Origin of the sequence: Embleya sp. NBC_00896 (genome assembly GCF_045207785.1) — a bacterium.
Classification (GTDB): Bacteria; Actinomycetota; Actinomycetes; order Streptomycetales; family Streptomycetaceae; genus Embleya.
Map to the genome: position 1 here is coordinate 1,812,022 of NZ_CP108776.1, position 24,721 is coordinate 1,836,742.

Consider the following 24,721-nt stretch of genomic DNA (forward strand, 5'->3'; position numbering starts at 1 on the left):
GGCCGGACCTGTCCGTCACCGCGGATGATGACACGCGACCGACCCGTCGCCCGTCGGTTCGGCGAGCGGGCGCTCGGTTCGGCACACGTCGGTCGTGAACGGGCAGCGCGGGTGGTAGGCGCAGCCCGGCGGCGGCGCGAGCGCCGACGGCACCTCGCCGACGATGCCCTCTCCCAGCGACTCCGCGCTCGCCGGTCCGACCCGCTTCGGATCCGGCACCGGCACACTCGCCAGCAGCATCCGCGGATACGGGTGCCGGGGGCCGGACAGCACCCGGTCCGCCGGGCCGATCTCGACGATCCGGCCCAGATACATCACCGCCGCGCGGTCGGCGAGCCGGCGCGCGATGTCGATCTCGTGCGTGATCAGCACGATGCCGAGGTCGAGCTCGGTGCGCAGCCGCAGCAGCAGCTCGACCACCGTCGCCTTGACACTCGCGTCCAGACTCGCGGTGGGCTCGTCCAGGACCAGCACCCGCGGGCGCACCAGCAACGCGCGGGCCAGCACCAGGCGCGCGAGTTCGCCGCCGCTGACGTCGCTGGGCAGTCGGTCCAGGTGATCCGCCGTCAGGCCGACCCGCTCGACCATGTCGAGCACGAGCGCGTCCCGCTCGGCCCGGTCCGCGCCCAGGCCGTGCACCCGCAGCGGCTGGTACAGCGCGTGCCGCAGCGAGCGGCGGCGGTTGAACGCGGCGCGCGGATTCTGCGTGACGAGTTGGACCAGGCGCTGGTCGGCGGGGGTGCGGACGGCGGCCAGTTCCCGGCCCGCCAGGGCCACGGTGCCTGCGGTCGCGGCGTCCAGGCCGGCGAGCACACGCGCGACGGTGGTCTTGCCCGAGCCGGACTCGCCGACGATCGCGAGCACTTCGCCGGGCGCCACCTCGAACGAGACATCCTCCACCGCGTGCACCACGCGCGGCTCGGTCCGCCGGCCGAACGGCCGGGGCAGGGTGAACCGGCGGGTCAGTTCGCGCACGCTCAGCAGGGCGGTCACGGCGCGTCCTCCCGGTCGACCGCGTGGCACCGCACGTCGCTCGCCCCGTGCCGGGACGACTCGGGCATCCGCTCGCGGCACACCTGCGACACGAGGGGGCAGCGCGGCGCGAACGGGCAGCCGGGCAGCAGGTTCGCGCCGTCCGCGGTGCCCGCCACCGCGCGCAGCGGCCGATCCGCGGGCGTCGTGGCCGGCATCGCGGCGATCAGCGCCCGCGTGTACGGGTGCCGGGGCGCGGCGAAGATCTCCCGTACCGGCGCGGTCTCCACCAGCCGCCCGCCGTACATCACGCCGACCCGGTCGCAGATGGTCGACACCACGGCGAGGTCGTGCGAGACGTACAGCAGCGCGAGCCCGAGCTTGTCCCGCAGGGTGAGCAGCAGCCGCAGCACCTGCGCCTGCACGGTGGCGTCCAGGGTCGTGGTGGGCTCGTCGGCGAGCAGCAGCGCGGGCTCGTGCGCGAGTGCGGCGATCGCGATCACCACGCGCTGGAGCTGGCCGCCGGAGAAGCCGCCGGGCAGGTCGCGCGGGCGGTCCAGGACCGGGCCCAGGCCGATCCCGGCGAGCGTCTCGCGGACCTCGACGTCGTCGAGTCGATCGCCCAGGTACCAGCGCAGTTGGCGGACCACCGGAGTGGTCGGGGACAGCGAGGTCATCGGCTGCTGCGGCACGAACGCGAGTCGGCGCCCGCGCACCCCGCGCAGGGCGCGCTCGCGCATCGCGGCGAGGTCCTCGCCCTGGAACTCGATGCCGGCGGCGCGCCGCCGCGCGCCGTCCGGGAGCAGGCCCATCAGCGCGGTGCACACGCTGCTCTTGCCGCTGCCGGACTCGCCGACCAAGCCGAGGATCTCGCCGGGCGCGACGTCGAACGACACCCCGCGCACGGCGGGCACCGGGCCGTCCGTACCGCGATAGGTGACGTCGAGGTCGCGCACCCGCAGCAGCGGTGCCGCGGGGGCGGCGCCGGCCATCACAGGAACCGCAGGTGCTGCGGGTCGAGCCGGCTGATCCGCAGCATCTCCGGGACCGGCGGCGACAGTTCGGCGCGGTGGGCGAGCGCGAGCTTGGGGTACACGGGCGGCGTGATCACCGCGTCCTCGGCGAGCAGCCGGTCCACCCGGCCGAGCGCGGCGACCCGCTCGGCCTGGTCCGAGGTCTGCCAGATCGTGTCGATCAGCCGATCCACCTCGGGGTTGACGTAGCCGCAGGAGAGCACGTTGGTGGAGCCCGCGGGCGCGAGGGTGAGGTAGTTCGCGGGGCCCGAGGTGAACCCGGACGAGAACGTGTTCATCAGCATGTCGTAGTCGCGCGACAGCCACTTGTTGGACCACGGGCCGCCGGCGAGCTGCTCGATGGTGACGTCGAGGCCGACCTGCTTCCAGCCCGCGACCAGCACCTGCGCGATGTCGCGGATCCCCTGGTTGGTGCCGATGGTCACGGTGAACGAGCGCTTGGCCGTCTTCGCCCGGGCGAGCAGCGCGCGGGCCTGCGCCAGGTCGGGCGCGGGCGGGAAGGGCTTGAGCGCGGCGTCGTAGCCGAGTTCGGCGGGTCCGATCGGGCCCTGGCCGATCGTGCCCTCGCCGCCGTACACCCGCTGGAGCACGCCCTGCCGGTCCATCGACAGCGCGACCGCCTTGCGAAAGTCCGGGTCGTTGAACGGCTCCTTGCGCATCATCACGTAGCTGAGCACGTCCAGCGGCGCCTCGGTGAGCACGAGCGCGAGCGACTTGTCCTTGCGGATCGTGTCGAACGTCGCGAACGAGGGCGTCGTGATCAGGTCGACCTTGCCCTGCCGCAGGCTCGACACGCGCGTGTTGGCGTCGGTGAAGACCGTGTACTCGATACCGGAGAACGCGGGCGCGGCGCCGCCGGTGTACTGGCCGCCGTGGTAGCGGTCGAAGCGCGAGAGGGTGAAGCTCTGGCCGGCCACGAACTTGTCGAGCCGGTACGGACCCGTGCCCATCATCGTGTCCTTGCGGGTCACGAAGTCCTTGTGCGTGATGGGCAGGTTGGTCAGATGCGAACGGAGCAGGCCGTACGGCTTGTTCAGCACGATGCGCACGGTGTGCTCGTCGACCGCCTCGAACCGCGAGAGGTAGCCGAGCATGTAGGTGATCCACTCGCTGCCGGCCGCGAGGTCGAGCATGTGCCCGAGCGTGGCCACGACGTCGGCGGCGGTGAACGGGGCGCCGTTGTGCCAGACGACGCCCTGGCGCAGCTTGATCGTCCAGGCCAGCTTGTCGTCGCTGATCCGCGGCTCGCCGTCGGCGAGCAGCGGCACCGACGCGAGCTTCGCGTCGTACCCGTACAGGCTCTCCATGATCGGCTCGGCGATCCAGCGGGTGATCTCGGAGCCGGAGTCGAGCGGGTTCAGGCTGCTGGGCGCGGACGCCACGCCGATCCGCAGGATCCCGTCCTTGTGCCGGTCGGCGACCCGGTCCTTGCTGGAGGAACTCGAACACGCGGTGAGCACGCCCGTACCGCCGGCCGCCGCGAGGGCCGCGAGGCCCAGGAAGCCTCGCCGGTTCAGGCCGACCGTACGCACCGTCACTGTGACTCCTTCGGGTTCGAGCTGTGGTTCGGAACGAGGGTGCCGGCGTCTCGGCGGGTCGAGGCGGGCGGCGCGGGCGGGGTGCTGCGCGGCCGGCCGCCGCCGACCGTGTCGCCGAGCAGGTTGAAGCCCAGGATGCCGAGCACCAGGACCGTGCCGGGCATCGTCGCGTACCACCAGTCGCCGCCGATGATCTGGCCGCCGGCGTCGGCGATCAGGTTGCCCAGGGTGGCCTGCGGCGGGGCCACCCCGAGGCCGAGGAAGCTCAGGCCGCCCTCGGCGAAGACCGCGATGGCCATCGCCAGGCATGCCTGGCCGAGCACGGGCGGCCACACGTTGACCATGACCTCGCGGAACAGGATCTCGCGGGCGGGCACGCCCAGGCCGCGCAGGTTGGTGACGTAGTCCTCCTGCATCTCGACCACCGTCGCGGCGCGGGCGACCCGCGCGAAGTACGGCACGAAGCCGAGCCCGATCGCGAGCGCGACGCGCAGCCCGTTGCCGATCGTGATCGGCCCGAAGTGCATGTCCGCCGTGCCCATCAGGCCGATCAGGAACATCACGAACACGAACTGCGGGAGCGCCTGGAGGATTTCCACCGAGCGCATCAGCAGCCCGTCGAGCCGGCCGCCGTGCCGGTAGCCGGCGAGTACGCCCAGCGGCACGCCGACGGCGACGGCGAAGCCGATCGAGGTGACACACACGAGCAGCGAGGTCCACGCGCCCTCGGCGGTGCGCGCGAGCAGGTCGCGGCCGAGGTGGTCGGTGCCGAAGGGGTGCGCGAGCGAGGGTGCCTCGGGCCCCGGGGCGACCAGCGCGGTCGGATCGCCGTGCAACCGGCCGACGGTGGCGATCAGCAGGTACACCAGGACGCACGCGACGCCGATCCAGCCGGCGACGCCCCAGCGCGGCATGCGGAGGCGGGCCCTCACGCGGCGCGTCCGAGCCTGCCGCGGGTGACGCCGCCCCGGGTGCGCGGATCCACCAGCGGGTAGAGCAGGTCGACCACGAGATTGAGCACGAGGAAGATCGCCGACGTCGCGACGCACGCGCCGAGCGCCAGCGGGTAGTCCTGCCGCTGGAACGCGGTGACCATGAGTTGCCCGATCCCGGGTATCTGGAACACGTTCTCAATCAGCACGGTGCCCGAGAGCAGCCCGCCGATGAGCACACCGGCCACCGTCAGCGTCGGCACGAGCGCGCCGCGCAGCGCCACCCGACGCAGCGTCAGCAACCGCGAGCCGCCCATCGCGCGGGCGAACAGCGCGTGGTCGGAGGCCATCGCGTCGGCGAGCCCGCCGCGCAACGACCGGGTGAGCATCGCGAAGGTCGCCAGACCGAGCACGATCGAGGGCAGCACGAGCACCTTCAGGTTGGTCGCCGGGTCCTCGGAGAAGGTCACGAAGCCGCCCGCGCCGGGCAGCAGGTCCGGATGGCTGTCGCCGACCACCACGATCGCGATCACGGCGAGCCAGTAGCCCGGCAGCGACATCGCGACCGCGGTCAGTACCCGCGTGCCGTGATCGACCACGCCGCCGCGGCGCAACACCGACCACGCGCCGAGCAACGTGGCGGGGATCACCGCGAAGAGCGCGGCGAGCAGCCCGAGTTCGAGCGAGATCGGGAGCGCGCGGCCGATCTGGTCGGCGACCGAGGAGCCGTCGTACAGCGAGGTGCCGAAGTCCCCGCGCAGCGCGTTGCCGACGTAGTCGAGGTATTGCGTCACCAGCGGCCGGTCCAGGCCCATCCGGTGCTCGACCGCCGCCCGGGCCGCCGGATCGGCCGCGACCTGCGGCGCGAGCTGGTTGACCGGGCTCACCGGGGACGCGTGCAGGAGCAGGAACAGACCGGTCACGACGGCGAACATCACCACGACGACACCCAGGACACGTCGCGCTAGGTAGTTCGTCATCTCTCTCCCTGCCGATCCGATGCGCCATCCATTGTCGGACGGCGCATCGGACGGTGGGCCCCCGGGGCATGCGGATGTGACCGAGGTCCGTCGTCGGGTGGATTCGCGACCGGGTTTTCGGGCCCGTCCGTAGCCGGGTCGACGGACCTCGGGCGGTTGTCGAAGTGCTTCCTCAGGCGGTCTTGCGGAACCGCTCGATGTCCTGGCCGAGCTCGCGCAGGACGGCGCTGTTGATGTCGTAGGCGAACAGCACCTCCGCGATCACCAGTTCCTGCTCCTCGGCGTCCCACGGCGCGTCGTTCATGGCGGCGCGGTACGCGTCCTTCCACTCGGTCAGGTCGCCGAGGTTGTCGAACACGTAGAAGTCGCTGCCCTGGGTGCCCGGCAGGTCGTAGTGCTTGCGCATCTGCTTGGCGATGAACTGGCCGCCCGACATGTCGCCGAGGTAGCGCGTGTAGTGGTGCGCGACGAAGCCGCCGGCCCAGTCGTAGCACTTCTCCCGCATCCGGTCGGCGTAGCGCTTGGTGGCCTCGTTGGCGGGCCACTCCTGCTTCCAGTCCTCCCCGGCGAGGAAGCGCATGTCGGCCTCCAGGATCGCGCGGCGGTCCAGCCGCGCGTCGGCGAACGGCGCGCCGATCGGGTCCTGGCGCATCGTGTCGGCCGCGTCGTCGAGCACCACGTAGGCCCAGTAGTGCTGGGCCACCATCGCGGTGTACGCGTCGCGGTTCAGTTCGCCCTTCATCAGCGCTTCCAGGAAGCCCGAGCCCTCGGCCTCCTGGTGGAAGGCCCACGAGCGCTTGCGCAGCGTCTCGGCGAAGGTCGGGGTGGCACCGGCGGTTTCGGCGGTCTCGGTCGTGGTCATGAGGTTTCCCCTAGGTGCGACAAGATCTACCGGACACGCACAAATGGTGCGCACGGTGCGAACTGTGAGTGATCGGACGGCTCGGCCCGCGTGGAATCGGCACTGTGCGCATGGCGCAGCGCTCGCAGGGATCCGGACGCCATCCGTTTCGCCGGCCCCAGCAGTCGCTGGTGTTCGCAGTCTGTGGGGCGCCATACGCTGCCGTCAAGAAGTTACCGACAACTTGTCGGCACGTTGTCGGCGGGGTCACATTCGACCTGCTCGGGGCCCGGACGGCCCGGTCGAGCGCACGATCGCGGCGCCTTCGGACCCACCCCCGCGGACCCTGTCGCCGCGACTCGGTCTTAGGATAGCCTCACCTCCAATCATTCCGTACGCGGTCGTACGGTCAGCCCAGGGGACGCCACGTGAGCTCAGCCCGCAACCGACGCCTCGGCGGCGGTACCGCCGCCGTCGCGACACTCCTCATCGCCTGGCTGGTCCTGGGCCTCGCCGGCCCCGCGCACGCGACCGGCGCCCCGGCGGCCGGCACGGCGAAGCTGTCGGCGGAGAAGACGACCGGGCTGAACCCGGCCGCCGACGTGGTCAAGCTCGTGGGCAAGGGCTTCCAATCCAATATCCAGCTCTACGTGCTCCTGTGCGACCCGGCCAAGGGCGCGGGCCGCGCCTGCGACATGGGTTCGTTCGGCGCGCCGGTCCAGGTGGGCGCCGACGGCGCGTTCACCCAGGACGTCAAGGTGCAGCCGAAGTTCGGCACGACCGACTGCCTCAAGACCCGCTGCGCGATCTCGACCTCGAAGGTCGGCGACGGCAAGGACCGCACGCAGGAGGCCTACCTGCCGATCGGCTTCCAGGGCGAGGACGCGGGCCTGCCCGCGAGCCCCGCCCCGGCCACCGCCGCCCCGCAGGCCGGCGCCCCCGGTGGCGCGCCGCAGACCTCGGCCGCCGCGCCGAGCGCGTCGCCCACGACCACCTCCATCCAGTCCACGGGGCAGGACAAGGACGAGGACGAGGACGACGGCAACACGGGTCTGATCATCGGTCTGATCGCCGCCGCCGCGGTGGTCCTGGTCGGCGTCGGCGTCGTGGTCAAGCGCCGCCGTGCCGGCGCCTGATCCCCCCACACCTTCCTCACCCTCCAAACCGCGGAGTCTGCATATGCGCAAGTCCCGTACCGCCTCGGCGGTCGCCGCCGGTGCGATCGCCGGCCTCGGCCTCACCGTGTTCGCCGCCGGCCCCGCGTCGGCCGACCACCCGGCCGCCCCGACGATCACGCTCTCCAAGGCGAGCGGCCTCGCCGCCGCCGGCGAGGAGATCACCGTCACCGGCAAGGGCTTCAAGCCGGGCAAGGGCGTCTACGTCGCACAGACCGTCGCCAAGCCCGCGGGTGGCGTGCCGACCCAGTACGGCAACGCGGGCTACGTCCCGAAGGTCGGCCCCGACGGCACGTTCACGGTCAAGATCAAGCCCGCGCAGAGCTTCGAGAGCAAGGACAAGGCGAAGGTCGACTGCGCCGCCACCCCCTGCTTCGTGGCGACCTTCAACGACCACACCGACCTCGCGAACCGCGACCAGGACGTCTGGGTCCCGGTGGCCTTCGGCAACGCGGCCCCGGCCGCCGCGCCGACCGCCAAGACGCCGGACACCGGCGCCACCACCGAGGCGGGCGACCCGAAGCTGCCGAAGACGGGCTCGTCCACCACGCAGCTCACCGTCGTCGGCGCGGGCATGCTCGCGGTCGGCGTGGGCGCGGTCGCCGCGTCGCGCCGCCGGCGGGACACCGCGCGCGCCTGACCGCGCGTCACCCCTCTTCCACCCCACAGCCGGAGGCGAATCGCATGAGCGAGGCGAGCGTCAACCCGTTCGGAGCGGACGCGATCACCGCCGTCTGCAAGCACATGAACGACGACCACCCCGACGACTGCCTGCTGATCGCGCGCGGTCTCGGCGGGCAGCCGGCGGCCGACTCGGCGACGATGACCGGCCTGGACGGCGACGCGGCGTACTACGCGGCGATCGTGGCCGGCGAGACGGTCGAGGTTCGGGTGCCGTGGAGCCGTTCGATCACCGAGCGCCGTGACGTCCGGATCGAGGTCGTGGTCCAGTACAACGAGGCGTGCAAGGCCCTCGGCCTGACACCGCGCGGCGAGGGCGAGCACTGACCGCGCGCGTCGCGTCGAACGCCGCACGAGAGGTGTAAGAACCGTCACGCCGACGGCCCGGGAGGAAGCTCTCCCGGGCCGTCGGCGTTGTCGTGCTCGGCACGCCGAGCAGGGTTGCGCGTGTTGGCGCGGGTGGAAAACCGCTCGGTCACTCTTGTATAGAACGATATAGTGAGCTTCGCTCACTAATACGCGAGGCAGCACAGCCGCGCCGTGGCCCCCCGCACCAAGGTCCTCCCCGGCATCGACACGCACCGCACCGCACACCGCACCCCAGCACCGCCCGAACCGCCGCTCCCCCCGAACGAAGGCCCCCTGCCGCATGCCGCCCATATCCCTGTCACGTCTCAGCCAGAAGGTCGTGGTCGGCGCCGTCTTCGTCGCCGCGATGTTCGTCAACATCCTCGACATCACCATCATCAACGTCGCCCTGCCGGCGATCGGCAAGGACCTCGGCGCCTCGCAGGCGAGCCTGGCCACGGTGGCGGTCGGCTACCTCGTCAGCCTCGCGGTGTTCATCCCCGCGTCCGGCTGGCTCGGCGACCGTTTCGGCACCAAGCGGATCTTCCTGATCGCGCTCGGGCTCTTCACCGGCGCGTCGGCGCTGTGCGGCTTGGCGCAGAACATCGACCAACTCGTCATGTTCCGCATCCTCCAGGGCGCGGGCGGCGGCATGCTCACCCCGGTCGGCATGGCGATGATGTTCCGGGTCTTCCCGCCCGAGGAGCGCGTCCGCGCGTCGCGGATCCTGATGGTGCCCACCGCCCTCGCGCCGGCCCTGGGCCCGGTGCTCGGCGGCCTGCTCGTCGACAAGGCGTCGTGGCACTGGGTCTTCTACATCAACCTGCCGGTGGGCATCGCGGCGTTCGTATTCGGCCTGATGTTCCTGGACGAGTACAAGAACCCGAACGCCGGCCGCTTCGACGTGCCCGGCTTCATCCTCTCCGGCGCCGGCTTCGCGCTGCTGATGTACGCGCTGAGCGAGGGCGCCACCAAGGGCTGGGGCTCGCCGGTCATCCTGTCCACCGGGATCGCGGGCCTGATCCTGTGCGTCGCGATGGTGTTCGTCGAACTGCGGGTCAAGGAGCCGATGCTGCAACTGCGGCTGCTGCGTGACCGGCTGTTCATCAGCACCAACATCGTGTCGATGATCAACTCGGCGGCGTTCCTGGGCGTGCTGTACGTCTTCCCGCTGATGCAGCAGCAGGCGTTCGGCAAGTCGGCCCTGGAGACCGGTCTGCTCACCTTCCCCGAGGCGTTCGGCGTCGTGATCGCGACGCAATGGGTCTCGCGCCTGTACCCGGTGGTCGGCCCGCGCCGGCTGATGGCGGGCGGCCTGCTGGGCATCGCCGGGTGCGCGGCACTGCTCAGCCTGGTCGACGGGGACACCCCGGCGGCGCTGATCGTCGGGCTGATGTTCCTCACCGGCGCGTCGATGGCACACGTGATGATCCCGATGCAGGCGGCCGCGTTCGCGCGCACCGCGCCGGCCGACAACGGCCGCGCGTCCACCCTCTTCAACGTGCAGCGCCAACTCGGCTCCGCCCTCGGCGTGGCCCTGCTCGCGAGCATCCTGGCCGGCATCGGCACGGTCACCCTCAAGTCCGGCAACGCCCCGACCCCGAACCTGGACGCCTACCACGTAGCCTTCCTGGTCGCAGCCGGCCTCGCCGTCCTGGGCGCGATCGCCGCCTTGACCATCAAGGACGCGGACGCAGCCTCCACCCTCCGCAAAAAACCCGACCCCACCCCCACCGCAACCCCGGCCACAGAAGGCGCACCGGTCTGACCACCCCTCAACCGCCGGCCGGGCCTGAAAAGCCCGGCCGACGCTTGAAGCCAACCCTTGAAGCCGGTCCGGCGCTTGAAGCCAACCCTTCAAGCCCGTCCGGCGTTTGAGGACACCGGCCAAAGGCCGGACCTGAATAGCCTGGCCGGCGCTTGAGGCCAAGCCCTCCAAGCTCGGCCGGCTCTTGAGGCCAGCCCCCTCAAGCCCGTCCGGCGTTTGAGGACACCGGCCGAAGGCCGACCCAGAACAGCCCGTCCGGCGTTTGAGGACATCCGGCCGAAGGCCGACCAGAACAGCCCGGCTGGCGCTTGAGGCCACCCCCTCCAAGCCCGTCCGGCGTTTGAGGACACCGGCCAAAGGCCGACCCAGAACAGCCCGGCCGGCGCTTGAGGCCAAAAGCCACGACTAGGCCCGGAAGCGCCACGAGACATGCGCAGAGCGCTTCCGCATCGCCTCCCGCCGCTCCACTCCCGCGACCACAGGCGTACTGGGCACCAAGTACTCGCGAAGCGAGGACCGCGCGACCACAAACGCCCGCACGACGGGCTGTTCGCGCGCATCCAACCACCGATGCGTCGCAAAGACCTCCGAACGCCCTTCCGTGTCCAGCCAGTTCGGCACACCGGGGTCCACCGCGCCGATCACCACCCGGATCAGACCGTCCGGATCGTGCTCGGCCTGCACGTGGTTGAGCGAGGTCTGCCGGTTGGCGAAGTCGAGCGACTCGAACCAGCCCGGACTGTACAGCTGAAGGTCCCATTGCGCGGACACCCGCGGATCGGTCTCCACGACCAGGACCTGATCATCCGTCAGCCGCACCCGCGCGAACCCGTACACGACCTCCTTGACCCCGCCGGCGACCGGGGCCGGCGTGCTGAACGTGTTGACCGGCTGTCGATCGCCGGTCGTGCGCACCCAGTCGTTCCAGACCTCGATCGAGTTCTCCACCGAGGTCGCGGCGCCCTCCAGCATCCCCGCGACCCGCTCCGGGGTGACCCGCGCGGCCGGCCGCCCCTGGGTGTCCAACCGTTCCAGCGCGAGCATCGCGGGCTGTTCGGGCTTCCAGTCGAAGTAGTAGTCGCGCACGTGCAACACCCGTGCGTCGGGCGTGATCCGCACCCAGTTCCCGGGCTGCTCGGTCGCGCTCAGGATGATCTCGACCGTGTCCCCCGGCCCGACCCCGAGCGCGGCCGAGGACGTCTCCGCGACGATGTCGGTCCGCCCCGCGTGCATGTCCCCCGGCTTGACCTGGAGGACGAACTTCTCGCACGCGTTCATCGTCACGGTGAGCCGGTACACGCCGTCCCCGGCGATCGGCGCGCGGCGCGCGTTCTGGTCCACGTTGGGGCCGCCCCAGCGGTACGCGAGGTCGTTGTGCGTGAAGAACGCGGGGTTCTGCGGGTCGGTCGCGGCGAGTTGGTACGTCAACCAGCACGCGACCTGGTTCGCCAGGTGCCGGATGCCCTCGGCCCGGTCGGCGTCGGTCGCGCCGGGGAAGTCCGCCTCCAGGATGCGGTCGCCGAGTGCGGCCATCCGTTCGCAATAGGCTCGCCACGCGGTGCCGCCGACCACGTCGTGCGCGCGAAGTTCGTTGGACTGCACGTCAGGTGACTGCACGTCAGATCTCTTCCGTAGGTACCCGGAAACGCTTCTGATAGTCGGTCAGACGCGATCGTATGCCGGCACGGTCCAAACCGAGGTCGTCGAACGAGTAGGTGTGCCTCCCGTGCCTGCCCTGCGGGCGGGCCGCGAGGTGGTCGCGCATCCGCCGCTCGGCCTCGCCGTCCAGGTCGAGACCGAACGTCGCGTACAGCTCGCGCACGACCGCGATCGGGTCGCGCATGAAATCGGCGTAGGCCGAGTCGTGCCAGTCGGATTCGGCGATCCGGCCGGCGTCGCGGAACGCGGTGAGCCGGTCGTAGGCGGTGCACCACAGGTCGGTCTGGGTCCGCGCGACGTCGCGGATGTCGGACGGATTGCCGTACGCGTGGTGGATCGTGGCGATCAGGCTGCTCAGCGACGCGAGCACGGTGAGCGGGTCGCGATGGGTGACCGCCAACCTTGCGTCTGGGTACACGTCGACGAGCGCGTCCAGGGTGAGCAGGTGCGCGGGCGACTTGAGCACCCAGCGGGTGTCCCCCGGCGTCCGCCGCTGGAGGATCTGCAACACGAGCCGGTGGTAGGTGTACGCGGGCCGCATGTCGCACTCGGCCAGCCACGCGGCATAGCCCGGGATCGCGAACTGGCCGGTGAAGTCCTCCGAGCGGAACGCGAGCGCGTGCGCGCTGATGCACTCCTTGGGCAGCGTTCCGCTCTTGTCGTGGATCGCGTCCATCACCGGCACCGCGGCCGTGATGAAGCGGATCTCGCGCTCGGCGAGCGCGATCCGCGGGTCGACGGCGCGCGTCCTCGGCTCCGGCGGCGGAACGGGCCGCAGGAACTCCCAGGTGGTCGGCACCCGATTGGCGGGATCCTGCGCGAGCAGCGCGTGCAGGATCGAGGTGCCGGTGCGGGGGCCACCGGTGACGAAGATCGGCCGCTCGATCGCCTCGTCGAGCACGCCGGGGTCGTCCTGCACGTAGCGGGCGATCTGCAGGCGCACGTCGAGCAGCCTGGCCACCCACGTGTGCGCCCACCACCGGCCGACCCGGTCGAGGTTCGCCTCGTGCTCCAGCGAGTACAGCAGCCGGTCCAGGCCCTCGCGGAAGTCCGGGTCGCCTTCGCCCAAGTCGGTCAGGCCGGTCCTGCCCCGGGCCTCGCCGATCAGCACCTCGGCGACGAAGGGTCGGTCGAGGTCGTCGGTCAGCGGCGGGATGTCGCCGGCCACGAGCGTTTCGGTCCAGGCGGCGCGTTGCGGTGGTGTCCAGCCCATGAAGATGCGGCCTCCTTCGCGGGCGAGCACCGGTGTTGGCGCGCCCGGCCGCAGATTAGCTCTTTGTGAAGGTAAATCTGAAGAGGCGTCAGATTCCGCGGAGGCGCCGGATCCGGGTGGCGCCGGTCCGGGTGGCACCGGTCCGGGTGGCGGACCGCGTCCCGGCCGAGCCGGCCGGACCCGTACCGTACGAACCCTCGGAACCAACGCGGATGGAGAGTCGTGAGCGAGCGCAACGTGGTCTGGCACGAGGGCGGAGTGGCGCGCGAGCAGCGCCCGGCGCTCGGGGCGACGGTCTGGTTCACCGGCCTTTCGGGCTCGGGCAAGTCGACGGTCGCGGTGATCGCCGAACGGCTCCTGGTCGAGCGCGGCGTCACGGCGTACCGCCTGGACGGCGACAACGTCCGGCTCGGCCTGAACGGCGACCTGGGCTTCGGTGCCGAGGACCGCACCGAGAACATCCGCCGCGTGGGCGAGGTGGCCCGCCTGTTCGCCGACGCGGGCGTGATCGCGATAGTCCCGGTGATCAGCCCCTACCGCGCCGACCGCGACCGGGTCCGGGCCCTGCACGCGCGCGACGGCCTGCCGTTCCTGGAGGTGTTCGTGGACACCCCGATCGAGGAGTGCGAACGCCGCGACCCGAAGGGCCTGTACGCGAAGGCCCGCCGCGGCGAGATCGGCGACTTCACCGGCATCTCCGCCCCGTACGAGGCCCCGGAAGCCCCGGAACTGCGGCTCACCCCAGCCGACGGCGCCCCGGAGGCGCAGGCGGCCAAGCTGGTCGCCGTACTGGACGAGCTGCTGGCGAAGTAGGAGCGGCCGGGCCGTCCCGTGGGCCCTCGGTCGAGAATTCGGTCGGCCCTCGGTCGAGCATTCCGTGACACGACGTCAGGGCCCGTGCATCCCCATCGGATACACGGGCCCTGACGTTGTGTCACCTACCGAGTCGAGTCACTTCGTGACGCGGCCTCAGTGCAGCAGGCCGCCGGTGGCGGGCTTGCGGCCGTGCTTCATGACCAGCGCGATCACGAGCGCCAGCACACCGCACGCGATCAGGATCCAGAAGCCGGTCGTGAACGCGTCCGTCGTGTAGGTGCAGCCACGCTCGTTGCACGCGTCGTTGGTCGCCATGCCCTGACCGGTCGGCGACGGCCCGGTGATCTGCAGGCGGTTGTTGGTGAAGATCGGCGACAGCAGCGCCACGCCGACCGAGGCGCCGAACGACTGGGCGACGACCAGCATGCTGGACGAGATGCCCTGCTGCTCCTGCGGAACGGCCTCGATGATCAGGTTCGGCGCCGCCGCGTAGTACATCCCGAAGCCGATGCCGTAGACCACGCCACAGAGCAGCATCAGCTGCCACGAGTCGTGCAGGAACAGGTACATGAAGCCGGCGACGGTCAGCGTCCCGACGCCGACGATCATCGGCATCCGCAGCCCCCTGCGCTGCCCCCACAGACCGGCGAGCGGGCCGGCGATCATGCTGGACAGCGACTGCCAGATCAGCACGTGCAGGGCGAGTCCGAGCAGGGTGAAGCCGAGGGCGTAGTCGAGCGAGTCGTTGAACGACACGGCCGACTTCACCTGATCGGCGATCCCGGCCCACATGGCCTCGGGCGCGCCCATCGCCTTGGCGCCCTGGACGGCGCCGTCGCCGTACTGGTCGAGCGTGTTCCGCTTGATGTCGTCCGGCGTGAGCCCCATGTAGCTGGTGAGGTAGTTCTGGATGCCGATGATCATGTTCGCCAGGAACGCGATCCCGAGCACGAGCGCCACTCGGGGGGCGGTGAGCAGCTTGAGGTCGATGATCGGGTTCTCGACCCGCTTCTCCCACTGCACCCACAGCGCGACCACGAGCACACCGGCGACCGCGTAGCCGAACGCGGACGGCTTGCCCCAGCCCCACGCCTGGCCCTGGCTGATGTACAGCAGGATCAGCGCGAGCCCGACGCCGAGGATGACGCCGCCGACGTAGTCCACCTTCTGCGGAACGCGGAGCTTGGACTCGGGCACGACCACGAGCAGCAGCGGGATCAGCACGAGCATGTAGACCACGAGGAACCAGAACAGCGAGCGCCAGCTGTAGTGCTCGGTGAGCAGGCCGCCGATGACCGGCGCGAGTGCGGCCGAGAGGCCCAGGCCGGTGGCCGAGATCCCGATCGCAACCGGGATGAACTTGCGCGGCATCAGGTCACGGATGAGCCCGTACACGACCGCCGTCATGCCGAACGCGACCGCCTGGAGCGCGCGGCCGACCAGGAACAGCGCCCACGAGCTGGTCAGGGCACAGATCAGCGAGCCGAGCAGGAAGGACACGCTCGTGGCGAGCAGCAGCCGCTTCTTGCCGTAGACATCGGAAAGCTTGCCGATCAGCGGGCTGACCGCACCGCCGACCAGGCCCAGGATCACCACCATCCACGAGATGCTCTCGCCGACGGACCGGAACGACGGGGCGATCTCCGGCACGGCAGAGGAGATCATCGCGTACTGGAGCGGCACGACCTCGGAGAACATGACCACGACGGCCAGGACTGCGAACACTCGGCCCTTGGAAACGCCCTCAAGTCGGCCGGTGTCGACCGAGGACGGGTCCGACTCGGGCTCCGGCGGCTTCGCGGATACTTCAACGGTCGCAGACATACCGGTACTTTCCGTTCTGTGCAGAGGCGCGCACCGGACACGTGTCACCCAGAGGGCACGTCCGGTTTTGTACGGAATCTTTTGGGGCAAAAAGCCGCTCGGCCTCGACGGGATCGGCGCGTCTCGTGGACTTTGCCAACCGGATCGGTGTTCACCAGCCGAACTGATTGACAGTGTTTAGCACGCCACACGGACGCACGGAAGAGTAATCACCAAGTCGACATCGCTTTGGTCCCGATTTACCCCGAAAATTCCCTGACTACCCGTCAGCTAACTGTCGGAGTCGGGGACTTGGAGTCGTGGGTTGCGGAGGCACGGATGGGAGGCCAAGCGGCTGGCAACGGCAGGCGGGGTGGGCGGTGCGGTCAGGTCCGCCGGGGAGCCATTGTGAGTGGGCCGGGCGTTCTCGGCGAGAGTCGCGTCTTGGCCTGGTTGGGCAGCGGGTGGCTTTGTGATCGAGGGCTGGTCACAGCACGCGGAGATGGGCCCGGTGACGGCGACGCCGGCGGTCAGGAGCCCTGGGACCTCCGGCGAGACGCGGGCGTTGCTCGCCGAAAAGCAGCTGGCAACGGCAGGCGGGGTGGGCGGTGCGGTCAGGTCCGCCGGGGAGCCTTCCCGAGTGGGTCGGGGCGTTTCGGCTTGCGGGGGACGGCTGGTGACGACGCGTCACGGATCGGGATCGGGTCGAGCGGTGCGGCTGGGCGCCGAAGGAAGACCGCAGGTCGGGTGGGGACGCGGGGCAGCGAGTCCGCGTCGGGATCCGGATCCGAGACCGACGCGGCGACGGCACCCATCCGGAGCCGGGAAGTCGGGTCCGAAGCACGAAACCGGCCCCCGACACCCACCCCAACCGGCCCGCCACACAAAAGCGCAGGTCACACCCGCCCTCAACCCCCGCAGCCCTGCCGCGATCCCGATCCAGAACCCATACCGACCCACCCGCACCAACCCACGGCCCCAAAAGGCCCCCGCACCGACCGAGACGCCCCAACCCACCCGAAGACATGAGCCGAGACCACCCAACCCACTCGGGAAGCCTCCCCGGCGAACCCAACCCGAGCCCCCACCCCTGCCTGCCGTTGCCAGCCGCTTTCTAGGAAGCAACGCCCGCGTCTCGCCGGGAGACCCAAGGCTCCTGACCGCCGGCGTCGCCGTGCCGGGCCCATCTCCGCATCCTTGGCAAGGCCTCGATCGCAAAGCCACCCGCGCACGACCCGACCAAGACGCGACGCCAGGCGCAAGCACCCGACCCACCCGGGAAGGCCCGCCCCGGCGGGCCGAACCCCCGTCCCGCTCAGCCCAACGCGTGGAAGTCCTCCGCCACCTCGGTCCAGCGTTCCACCGCGTTCGTGTCCTCGCGCCAGGTGCTGACGGCCGAGTACGCCACCACTCGGGTGGCCACGTGTCGGTAGCGGGTCATCAGGGCCTGGGCCAGGCTGTCCCATGGGGCGCTGACCGTCAGGGTGTCCAGGATCTCGTCGGTGATGAGGGCGGCCATTCCCGCGCGGTCCTTGGCCGCGAAGAGGCGGTGCAGGCGGGGCTGGAGGTCGTCCCAACCATGGGTCTCGAAGACCTTCGCGTAGCCGGGCGTGGAGCCGTAGAAGGCCAACCGCAGGCGCAGCTTGTCGCGTTCGGCCTCGATCTCCTCCTCGGTGTCGCCCGTCGCGGTCATCACGGGGCAGACCAGTGCGAAGTCCGCGGCCGCGCCGCCGGCGGCGAGTTGGGGGCGGACCACTTCCTCCAGGTAGCGGACGCTGTGCAGGGGGTGGACGTGCAGGCCGTCGGCCACCTCGCCGATCATCCGCAGCATCCACGGGTTGACCCCGGCCAGATAGATCGGCGGGTCGGCGATCGAGCCGCCCGGTGTCCACTCCGGCGTCATCAGCGTGAACTGGTAGAAGTCGCCCTTGAATCGCAGCCGTTCCTCACCCCGGAACGCCGTCCAGATCGCTCGCAACGCACCTACGTACTCGCGCAGTCGCGGCCCCGGCTGGTCGAACTCGGCGGAGTAGCGCCGCTCGATGTGCGGCCGCACCTGCGTGCCCAGGCCGAGCACGAACCGGCCGCCGGTGGCCTCCGAGAGCTCCCACGCCGCCGAGGCGGTGACCATCGGGCTGCGGGCGAACGCGACGGCGATGCCGGTACCGACGGTCAGGCTCTCGGTGGCGAGCGCCGCGGCTGTCGCGGCGGTGTACGCGGTGCGGCCGCCTTCGGTGAGCCAGAGCCCATCGAAACCGGCCCGCTCGGTCGCGGCTGCGGCGCGTTGCATGCCGCGCAGGGTGAGGCCGGCCGCCATGACATCGAGCTGAGGGGGTGTCACTTGTTCTCCTGTACAGAGGATTCCGCTTCGAGTACACGGTCCCACGCGCCGGAGACCGTGCCGGTCCAGCGCGGCGCGCGCCGTTCCATCCACGCGCGCGGGCCCTCCTTCGCGTCGTCGGTGCCCATCAACACCCGGTGGTACGCGGTCTCCAGGCGCTCGACCTCGTCGGGCCCGGCGTCCGCCCACAGCAGGCGTTTGGTCAGCGCGGCCGAGACCGGATGCACGTTGGTCGCGATGTCGTGCGCGATCTCCAGCGCCGCCGGCAGCACCTCCGCGGCCGGCAACGCACGCGACGCGAGGCCGAGCGCGAGCGCCTCGCTCCCCCGAAAGGTACGCCCCGTCAGCAGGATGTCCGCGGCCACCGCCCGCGACGTCGCGGCCGGCACGGTCCAGTGTGACTGGGCGTCAGGAACCATGCCCCGCCTGGTCTGTGGGATCGCGAGCTTGGCGTCCTCGGCCACGATCCGGATGTCGCACTGCATCGCGAGGGTGAAGCCGATTCCGATCGCGTGGCCGTTGATCGCCGCGATCACCGGTTTGCGCACCTCCCACGCGGGCGGCCGTACGGGCGACGCGCTGAACGTCCGCGCGCTCGGCCCCGCGAAGCTGTCCGCGGACGGCGTCATGTCGGCGCCGGCGCAGAACGCGGTGCCCGCGCCGGTGAGTACGACCGCGCGCACCGCGTCGTCCGCGTCACAGCGCACGTACGCGTCGCCGAGGGCCGCGCCCATGCCGCCGGAGAAGACGTTGAGCCGGTCGGGTCGGTCGAGGGTGACGACGGCAACGCCGTCGTGGATGACGAGCTGGATCACCTTCGGACCGTAGGCCGAATCCTTGACCAGATCAAGTGACGATTCTAGGGTCGGTGCATTCACTGCCAGGAGGGGACTTCACCATGACCAACCCGTTCGGTTACGAGGGCAAGCGCGTCGTCGTCACGGGCGGCTTCTCCGGCGTGGGCGCGGCCCTCGTCGAGTTGCTGACCGAGCAGGGCGCCGAGCACATCACCGTGCTCGACCTCAAGGAGCCGACCGGCTCGGCGCAGAAGTTCATCCGTACCGACCTGTCGGACCCCGCGTCGGTGGACGCCGCGATCGAGGCGATCGAGGGTCCGGTGCACGCGCTCTTCAACAACGCGGGCGTGGCCGGCACGCTGCCGGGCCCGACGGTGTTCGCGGTCAACTACCTTTCCCTGCGCCGGTTGACCGAGGAACTGGTGGCCAGGGACGCGCTGCCCGAGGGTGCCGCGATCGTCAACACCGCGTCGATCGCGGGCGTCTCGTGGCCGGCCCACCTGGAGGCGCTCAAGCAGGTCATCGCGGTCAAGGGCTGGGACGCCGCGCAGGAGTGGCTCGCGAGCAACGACCTCGGCAGCGACCCGTACAGCTACAGCAAGGAACTGGTTCAGGTCTATACGATGCATTACGCCCGTACGGCCGCCGCAAAGGGCCTGCGGATCAACAGCGTGTGCCCGTCGCCGATCGACACCCCGCTACTGCCGGACTTCCGGAAGACGATTTCCGACAAGATCATCGACTGGAACATCTCGCAGGGCAACGGCCGACTGGCCACCGGTCGGGATGTGGCCCTGGCGCTCGCGTTCCTGGGGTCGGACGCGTCCGGCTTCGTCAACGGCGTGAATGTGAACCTGGACGGCGGATTCAACGCGGGCCTGACGGTCGGAAACCTCGACTTCTCCGGTCTCGCCTGAAGACCTTCCCGACGTGAAGACCTTCCCGAAGCACCGCGGCCGATAAAGCGCCGAACGCCGGAAGGCCGGAACACCGGAACGTCCGTACATCGGAACACCGGAACACCCGAACGCGCAATTGCCAGGGCCCCTTGTCATCGGCTGCCGTCGACAAGGGGCCCTGGCAATTTGGAATATGACGAATCGTCAGACAGTTCGCGCGATCGGTTCACAGACCGGCTCGAACGACACCACTCACACAGCCGAGTCCTCGACGGCGGAGGGAATCTCACCCTGCGCCATCTCCTCGACGAACCGCTGCAGCAGCGTGGCGAACGTCTCGCGATCCGTGTCGCTCCAGCGGTCGAGCATCTCGCTCATCCGCCGATCCATGACGTCGTTGAGCCGACGCCGAACGGAGTCACCGCGCGGAGTGAGCGACACGAGGCTGACCCGGCCGTCGTCGGGGCTGGGCGAGCGACGCACGTAGCCGTCGCGCTCCAACTGGCCCACCTGGCGCGCGGTGGCACCCGGGTCCATGTTGGTCATCCGCGCCAACTCCCCCATGGGGAGCGGGCCTTGCTTCTCGATGCGGCGCAGCAGCACATAGGCGGGCTGCGAGATGGTCGCGCCTGCCGCGGCGGCCTGGCCCGCGTACACTCGGCGGCTGGCGTGGCGCCGAAGCAGGGCCTCCAGCGCCCGCTGGATCGCTTCGACGTTTTCGGTGGAGTTCACCCGGCCATGATAGCAGTCCTTGACTGCGTCAATTTAATACTGTGCGATAACGCGCATAACTCGGGCCCGTATCGCTCACCGTATACACACGTGTTTGTTATCCATAGCCAAGCGGTCGCCTCGGTCCCGACGGAGGAAACGAGACCGAGACGACCTGCCCATGGACTATGTCAGTCGTCAGACGATCAGACAATGGCAACCGGATTGATGGGGCTTCCTGTTGCGCCGGTGACCGGAAGCGGCGAGACGCACAGCAGGCACGAATACGTCTCCGCCTCGGCCATGGCGGCGGCGAGGTCGGTCAACCACAGGTGTTCGAGCAGTGGTACGCCCGATTCGACGAGCAACGCGATGTGTACCGAGAGAAACCGATCGTCGAACGGAATGCACTCGATCGCGCTGTTGTCCGCGCCCACCGCGCAGATGTCGTGCGCGCGGACGTACTCGACCGCGTCGAGCGACAGCCCCGGTTGCGCGAACGAGGGCTCGCGGCCGGCCGCCTCGGTCGCCTTGTACTCGTCGAGGTAGCCGGTGCGGACCAGGAGCGCGTCACCGGAGCGGACCTCGACGCCCTGCCGCTCGGCGCAGGCGGTGAGGTCGGCGGCGGTGATCTTGTACCCGGCCTCCAGGTGGGGCGTGTCGAAGTGCCGGGGCAGGTCGAGCAGGACGGCCCGGGTCGCGAACGCGCCGAGCTTGTCGATCCCGCAGCGGCCGGCGCCGGTGTGCGAGCGGAACGTGTCGGCCGGGAAGCCGTTGTAGAACCGCCCCTTCGCCTGCACGTGGCACAGCGCGTCCATGTGCGTGAGGTTGTGCGACGGGATGATCAGCACGTCCTCGTTGGAGCCGACGTCCTCCCCGCCCTCGTAGCCGTCGTACATCGCGTCGGTCTGACTCACCAGCGTGAGCCGCTGCGGCGAGCCGCGGAAGTCGAAGGCCGGCTGGTTGCCGCGCGCGATGGGCAGCGCGAGCGAGTAGGACCGCCCGGTCGTGATCTCGTGCGCGGCGGCCCTGACCCCCGCGGGCTCGATCAGGTTGAGCGCGCCGCGCTCGTCCTCGGGGCCCCAGCGGCCCCAGTTTCCCTTGCTTTCCGCGGGTGTTCCGGTGCCGGGTCGGGTGTCCGTCATGGGTCGGGCGGTCCTCTCGATGGTGGGCGCGTCCGCACGATCAGAAGGCGATGACCCCCCGCGCGATCCGGCCGTTGTGCATGTCGTCCAGGACGTCGTGGAAGCCGTCGGACGGGTAGACCTTGGATACGAGCGCGTCGAGGTCGAACTTGCCCTGGCGGTACAGCTCGACGATCGCGCGGATGTCCTCGTGCGGGCGGACGCCGCCGGCCCGGGTGCCGAGGATGCCCCGGTCGCACTGGAGCAGGTTGGCGATCCGGATGGTCGCGGTCGCGGTCTGCGAGGGCTGGCCGACGGCGATCAGCGTGCCACCCCAGTCGAGGGCCTCCAGGGCGTTCTCCAGGACGGCCGGGATGCCGGTGCACTCGAAGATCCAGTCGACGCCGCCCGCGCCGAACACGCCGACCTTGACGTCGTCGCTGTACGGGAAGAGCGTGCGGATCTCGTCGGCGACGTCGACGCCCTTGCCCGACTTGACGAAGTCGGTCGCGCCGAACTTGCCGGCCAACTCGAACTTGCCGGGCACGGTGTCGATGCCGACCACGCGGCCCGCGCCCTTGAGGCGCAGCGCCTGGACGGCGGACAGGCCGACCCCGCCGAGGCCGATCACCGCGGCGGTCTGGCCGGGCAGGACATTGGCCCGGTTGAGCACCGCGCCCGCGCCGGTCACCACGCCGCACGGGACCAGGCACGCGGAGGTCAGCGGCACGTCCTTGGGGATGCTCACGCACTGGATCTCCTTCACGAGCGTGAGCTCGGCGAAGGTGGACGCGCCGGCGAAGTTCCATACCGGCTCGTCGCCGATCGCGAACGGCGTGCCGCGGTTGCCCAGGGTCTGCCGACAGCGGTTGGGGTGCCCGGTCTGGCAGTAGCGACACATCCCGCACGCGGCGATCGTGGTGATCACGACATGGTCGCCGGGCGAGACGGCGCTCACCCCCGCGCCGACCTTCTCGACGATGCCGGCGCCCTCGTGTCCCAGGACGGCCGGGGCGGGCCACTCGATGACCCCTTCGAGCACGCTCACGTCGCTGTGGCAGACCCCGGTCGCGACGATCCGTACCAGGACCTCACCGGCCTCGGGGTCACGTACGGTGACGTCGTCCCGGATCTCGGCGCCCGTGGCGGTGTGCAGGATCGCGCGCATGTACGTCTCCTCGTTCCGGGCGGACGACCCGGCCGCGAGGTGTGTTCGCCGCGCACCGGACCGGCCCACCCCAAGCCGAACTTCGACATCCTTGGTCTCTACAACCGATGTCGATTATTCACCGCCCGCCGAAGAGGTCAAGGCATCCGGGAAGGTGATCTGACGGACCGTCGGCGAATTCGAACCGGGCACGGAGAGTGATCGAATCGAGTACAGAGGGTGCCGCCACGGCCATTTCCGAGCACCGATGCCGAATCGAAACGCGACCCGGCGAGCGCCCCTGACAGACTCCCCGGACGCATAGCCCGCGGCGCACCCCTCGCCGACGCCCAGGCGTAGCGTCGGGGCGAGGACCGTCCGCGTCGACGCGAGGAGTGGTACGCATGGCCGTTCGGAACGACCTGACCGCCGAGGACCTCGTGGCGCACTTTCGAACCGCCTGGGCCCTGCCCAAACCCGAGCCGTTCATCGCGTACTTCGAACCGCTCCTGCATCCCAACGTCGTGATGCTCCAGCCGACGCTGCCGCCGGCGCACGGGCCGGCGGGGTTCGCCGCGTCGTTTCGGGGCCTGTTCGGGTTGATCCCGGACCTGACGGCGACCGTGGACACCTGGGCGGACAAAGGGAGTTCCGTGTTCATCGCGTCGACCGCGCGGGGCACGCTCGGAGGCCGGCCGATCGGGTTCGAGGTGTGCGACCGGTTCGAGTTGGCCGACGGCCTGATCCTGCGGCGGCAGGCGTTCTTCGATCCGGCGCCGTTGCTGCGCGCGGCGGCCGTGCGGCCCAGGGCGTGGCGATCGGCGGTTGCCCTGCTGACGACCAGGCACTGACCCGTCCTCCCTCGGACCTGGCCTACACTGCCGCCGGCCGAGCACGCCCGCACCCGACCCACCGGAGGAAGTTCCCATGCCCGCACAGTCCCTCGACGGTCTGGTCTTCGCCCCGCTCGATCGCCCCGAGCACGGCGAGGTCGACGCGGCGACGCGGTTCGCTTATCACGAGGCCGACGGCGTGGTCTGGGCCGAGTACCGCGGCGGCGACATCGTGCGCGGGCACCTGGTGGGTACGCGTGACGGCGACCGGTTGGACTTCCGCTACGTACAGCTCAACCGCGCCGGCGGCACCGCCTCGGGGCATTGCGTGAGCGTCGTCGTCGTACTGGCCGACGGCCGGCTGCGGCTCGACGAGACGTGGGAGTGGGAGTCGCGCGACGGCAAGGGCACGAGCGCGGTGGAGCAGATCGCCACCTCCGCCTGACGTCCCGTCCGGTCGGTTGTCGGACGCGGTATCTACGTTGAGCCCCACAGCACAGCGGACATCGCGACCGAAGGGGTGGGCCATGGGGTTCAACGGGGACATCGTCGTATTACGCGCGGAGGCGCCGTTGGCCGACCTTGCGCCCTTCGTCGGCGGAAACGGGCACCCGGTCTACGGGGAGTGGTCGTACGCCGGCAACTGGCGGGCGGTGCACGTCCGGCACTTCGAGGACCCGTACGCCTTCCAGGGGCCGTGGATGACCGACCTCGCCGCGCGGACCGGGTCCCCCGTCCTGGTCTGCGGGGTGTTCGAGAGCGATGTCGCGCATGTCCAGGGGCTCAGCGGGACGGACTTCTGGGAGGGGTGGCTCGACCCCGGCACGGCCGCGTCGCGGCTGGCCCAGGATCGATGGAACAAGGCGCGGCAGCGCGGCGACTTCGCCCGCTACCGGGACGAGGCGGCCGCGTGGCTGGAGCAGGACCGGCCGCGCGTGGCCGCGGCGGCGGTCCGGTGGGCGGCGGCAGCCGGGTGCGAGGCGACCCCCGAGCCGATCCTCGACCTGCTGAGCCGCAAGCGGGACCCGTTCGTCGAGGACCTGTTCTTCGATCTGCTGGACCACCTCGGCCTCGTCCCGACGCCGGGGGGCTAGGGCGTTCCACGACGG

23 protein-coding genes are annotated in these 24,721 nt (G+C 70.5%); 9 read left to right on the plus strand and 14 right to left on the minus strand.

The annotated features are described in order from the left end of the window. Positions 1-15 precede the first annotated feature (15 nt). From OG928_RS08155 to OG928_RS08180, 6 genes are all read right to left on the minus strand, one after another. Complete coding sequence (locus OG928_RS08155) at positions 16-993, minus strand: oligopeptide/dipeptide ABC transporter ATP-binding protein (protein WP_406281035.1); 978 nt, start codon at positions 991-993, stop codon at positions 16-18. Beyond that, positions 990-1,964: an ABC transporter ATP-binding protein gene (locus OG928_RS08160; protein ID WP_406281037.1), complete on the minus strand. Its 975-nt coding sequence runs from the start codon at positions 1,962-1,964 to the stop codon at positions 990-992. The genes OG928_RS08155 and OG928_RS08160 overlap by 4 nt, the downstream gene beginning before the upstream one ends. Continuing rightward, the gene (locus OG928_RS08165; protein WP_406281039.1) at positions 1,964-3,544 is read right to left on the minus strand and encodes an ABC transporter substrate-binding protein; all 1,581 of its coding nucleotides are present in this window, start codon (positions 3,542-3,544) and stop codon (positions 1,964-1,966) included. Before OG928_RS08165 ends, OG928_RS08160 begins: the two co-directional genes overlap by 1 nt. After that, positions 3,541-4,476: an ABC transporter permease gene (locus OG928_RS08170; RefSeq protein ID WP_406281041.1), complete on the minus strand. Its 936-nt coding sequence runs from the start codon at positions 4,474-4,476 to the stop codon at positions 3,541-3,543. Before OG928_RS08170 ends, OG928_RS08165 begins: the two co-directional genes overlap by 4 nt. Beyond that, a complete protein-coding gene (locus tag OG928_RS08175; protein ID WP_406281043.1) occupies positions 4,473-5,456 on the minus strand; it encodes an ABC transporter permease in 984 nt (327 codons plus the stop codon). Before OG928_RS08175 ends, OG928_RS08170 begins: the two co-directional genes overlap by 4 nt. 172 nt (positions 5,457-5,628) lie before the next feature. Next, the gene (locus tag OG928_RS08180; protein ID WP_406281045.1) at positions 5,629-6,318 is read right to left on the minus strand and encodes a heme oxygenase (biliverdin-producing); all 690 of its coding nucleotides are present in this window, start codon (positions 6,316-6,318) and stop codon (positions 5,629-5,631) included. Positions 6,319-6,725: 407 nt separating this feature from the next. Here OG928_RS08180 and OG928_RS08185 point away from each other — a divergent pair, with 407 nt between their 5' ends. The 4 genes from OG928_RS08185 (at position 6,726) to OG928_RS08200 (ending at position 10,269) form a co-directional block, all read left to right on the plus strand. Continuing rightward, positions 6,726-7,433: a neocarzinostatin apoprotein domain-containing protein gene (locus OG928_RS08185; RefSeq protein WP_406281047.1), complete on the plus strand. Its 708-nt coding sequence runs from the start codon at positions 6,726-6,728 to the stop codon at positions 7,431-7,433. Between the two features lie 43 nt (positions 7,434-7,476). Next, complete coding sequence (locus OG928_RS08190; RefSeq protein ID WP_406281049.1) at positions 7,477-8,112, plus strand: neocarzinostatin apoprotein domain-containing protein; 636 nt, start codon at positions 7,477-7,479, stop codon at positions 8,110-8,112. A gap of 44 nt (positions 8,113-8,156) precedes the next feature. Further along, positions 8,157-8,480, plus strand: a complete 324-nt coding sequence (locus OG928_RS08195; RefSeq protein ID WP_406281051.1) for a DUF2470 domain-containing protein — start codon at positions 8,157-8,159, stop codon at positions 8,478-8,480. 322 nt (positions 8,481-8,802) lie between these two features. Continuing rightward, positions 8,803-10,269, plus strand: a complete 1,467-nt coding sequence (locus tag OG928_RS08200; protein ID WP_406281053.1) for an MDR family MFS transporter — start codon at positions 8,803-8,805, stop codon at positions 10,267-10,269. A gap of 405 nt (positions 10,270-10,674) precedes the next feature. Here OG928_RS08200 and OG928_RS08205 read toward each other — a convergent pair whose 3' ends face one another. Beyond that, a complete protein-coding gene (locus OG928_RS08205; RefSeq protein WP_406281055.1) occupies positions 10,675-11,886 on the minus strand; it encodes a hypothetical protein in 1,212 nt (403 codons plus the stop codon). Between the two features lies 1 nt (position 11,887). Then, positions 11,888-13,141, minus strand: coding sequence for a sulfotransferase family protein (locus tag OG928_RS08210; protein WP_406281057.1), 1,254 nt, complete (start codon positions 13,139-13,141; stop codon positions 11,888-11,890). 222 nt (positions 13,142-13,363) lie between these two features. Here OG928_RS08210 and cysC point away from each other — a divergent pair, with 222 nt between their 5' ends. Further along, positions 13,364-13,954, plus strand: coding sequence for an adenylyl-sulfate kinase (gene cysC, locus OG928_RS08215; RefSeq protein WP_406281059.1), 591 nt, complete (start codon positions 13,364-13,366; stop codon positions 13,952-13,954). A 156-nt stretch (positions 13,955-14,110) separates the two neighbouring features. Here the strand turns inward: cysC and OG928_RS08220 are convergent, their stop codons facing one another. The 3 genes from OG928_RS08220 to OG928_RS08230 form a co-directional block, all read right to left on the minus strand. Beyond that, a complete protein-coding gene (locus tag OG928_RS08220; protein ID WP_406281061.1) occupies positions 14,111-15,781 on the minus strand; it encodes an MFS transporter in 1,671 nt (556 codons plus the stop codon). 1,294 nt (positions 15,782-17,075) lie between these two features. Further along, positions 17,076-18,101, minus strand: coding sequence for a TIGR03617 family F420-dependent LLM class oxidoreductase (locus OG928_RS08225; RefSeq protein WP_406281063.1), 1,026 nt, complete (start codon positions 18,099-18,101; stop codon positions 17,076-17,078). Continuing rightward, entirely contained in the window at positions 18,098-18,916 is an 819-nt protein-coding gene (locus tag OG928_RS08230) for an enoyl-CoA hydratase/isomerase family protein (protein WP_406281065.1), read from the minus strand. Before OG928_RS08230 ends, OG928_RS08225 begins: the two co-directional genes overlap by 4 nt. Positions 18,917-18,999: 83 nt before the next feature. On the opposite strand from OG928_RS08230, the gene OG928_RS08235 reads away from it, so the two are divergent. Continuing rightward, complete coding sequence (locus OG928_RS08235; RefSeq protein WP_406281067.1) at positions 19,000-19,815, plus strand: coniferyl-alcohol dehydrogenase; 816 nt, start codon at positions 19,000-19,002, stop codon at positions 19,813-19,815. A 234-nt stretch (positions 19,816-20,049) separates the two neighbouring features. On the opposite strand, the gene OG928_RS08240 is transcribed toward OG928_RS08235, so the two are convergent. The 3 genes from OG928_RS08240 to OG928_RS08250 all read right to left on the minus strand — a co-directional run bounded on the left by OG928_RS08240 (position 20,050) and on the right by OG928_RS08250 (position 22,800). Continuing rightward, the gene (locus OG928_RS08240) at positions 20,050-20,529 is read right to left on the minus strand and encodes a MarR family winged helix-turn-helix transcriptional regulator (RefSeq protein WP_406281069.1); all 480 of its coding nucleotides are present in this window, start codon (positions 20,527-20,529) and stop codon (positions 20,050-20,052) included. Between the two features lie 185 nt (positions 20,530-20,714). Beyond that, on the minus strand, positions 20,715-21,653 hold the full coding sequence (locus OG928_RS08245) for a cyclase family protein (protein WP_406281071.1): 939 nt from the start codon (positions 21,651-21,653) through the stop codon (positions 20,715-20,717). A 40-nt stretch (positions 21,654-21,693) separates the two neighbouring features. Further along, positions 21,694-22,800 (minus strand): alcohol dehydrogenase catalytic domain-containing protein, encoded by a 1,107-nt coding sequence (locus OG928_RS08250; RefSeq protein WP_406281073.1) that lies wholly within the window; start codon positions 22,798-22,800, stop codon positions 21,694-21,696. A gap of 383 nt (positions 22,801-23,183) precedes the next feature. Here OG928_RS08250 and OG928_RS08255 point away from each other — a divergent pair, with 383 nt between their 5' ends. The 3 genes from OG928_RS08255 (at position 23,184) to OG928_RS08265 (ending at position 24,706) form a co-directional block, all read left to right on the plus strand. Next, complete coding sequence (locus tag OG928_RS08255) at positions 23,184-23,630, plus strand: nuclear transport factor 2 family protein (protein WP_406281075.1); 447 nt, start codon at positions 23,184-23,186, stop codon at positions 23,628-23,630. Positions 23,631-23,706: 76 nt separating this feature from the next. Further along, complete coding sequence (locus OG928_RS08260; protein ID WP_406281077.1) at positions 23,707-24,057, plus strand: hypothetical protein; 351 nt, start codon at positions 23,707-23,709, stop codon at positions 24,055-24,057. A gap of 82 nt (positions 24,058-24,139) precedes the next feature. Beyond that, positions 24,140-24,706: a hypothetical protein gene (locus tag OG928_RS08265; protein ID WP_406281079.1), complete on the plus strand. Its 567-nt coding sequence runs from the start codon at positions 24,140-24,142 to the stop codon at positions 24,704-24,706. Positions 24,707-24,721: the final 15 nt, after the last annotated feature.

What these genes read in the sequence shown, in the direction of transcription:
- OG928_RS08235 (WP_406281067.1), top strand. Translation starts at nt 19,000, where the DNA reads ATGACCAACCCGTTCGGTTACGAGGGCAAGCGCGTCGTCGTCACGGGC.
- OG928_RS08195 (WP_406281051.1), top strand. Translation starts at nt 8,157, where the DNA reads ATGAGCGAGGCGAGCGTCAACCCGTTCGGAGCGGACGCGATCACCGCC.
- OG928_RS08160 (WP_406281037.1), bottom strand. Translation starts at nt 1,964, where the DNA reads ATGGCCGGCGCCGCCCCCGCGGCACCGCTGCTGCGGGTGCGCGACCTC.
- OG928_RS08245 (WP_406281071.1), bottom strand. Translation starts at nt 21,653, where the DNA reads ATGACGGACACCCGACCCGGCACCGGAACACCCGCGGAAAGCAAGGGA.
- OG928_RS08190 (WP_406281049.1), top strand. Translation starts at nt 7,477, where the DNA reads ATGCGCAAGTCCCGTACCGCCTCGGCGGTCGCCGCCGGTGCGATCGCC.
- OG928_RS08250 (WP_406281073.1), bottom strand. Translation starts at nt 22,800, where the DNA reads ATGCGCGCGATCCTGCACACCGCCACGGGCGCCGAGATCCGGGACGAC.
- OG928_RS08255 (WP_406281075.1), top strand. Translation starts at nt 23,184, where the DNA reads ATGGCCGTTCGGAACGACCTGACCGCCGAGGACCTCGTGGCGCACTTT.
- OG928_RS08180 (WP_406281045.1), bottom strand. Translation starts at nt 6,318, where the DNA reads ATGACCACGACCGAGACCGCCGAAACCGCCGGTGCCACCCCGACCTTC.
- OG928_RS08210 (WP_406281057.1), bottom strand. Translation starts at nt 13,141, where the DNA reads ATGGGCTGGACACCACCGCAACGCGCCGCCTGGACCGAAACGCTCGTG.
- OG928_RS08265 (WP_406281079.1), top strand. Translation starts at nt 24,140, where the DNA reads ATGGGGTTCAACGGGGACATCGTCGTATTACGCGCGGAGGCGCCGTTG.
- OG928_RS08200 (WP_406281053.1), top strand. Translation starts at nt 8,803, where the DNA reads ATGCCGCCCATATCCCTGTCACGTCTCAGCCAGAAGGTCGTGGTCGGC.
- OG928_RS08220 (WP_406281061.1), bottom strand. Translation starts at nt 15,781, where the DNA reads ATGTCTGCGACCGTTGAAGTATCCGCGAAGCCGCCGGAGCCCGAGTCG.
- OG928_RS08260 (WP_406281077.1), top strand. Translation starts at nt 23,707, where the DNA reads ATGCCCGCACAGTCCCTCGACGGTCTGGTCTTCGCCCCGCTCGATCGC.
- OG928_RS08175 (WP_406281043.1), bottom strand. Translation starts at nt 5,456, where the DNA reads ATGACGAACTACCTAGCGCGACGTGTCCTGGGTGTCGTCGTGGTGATG.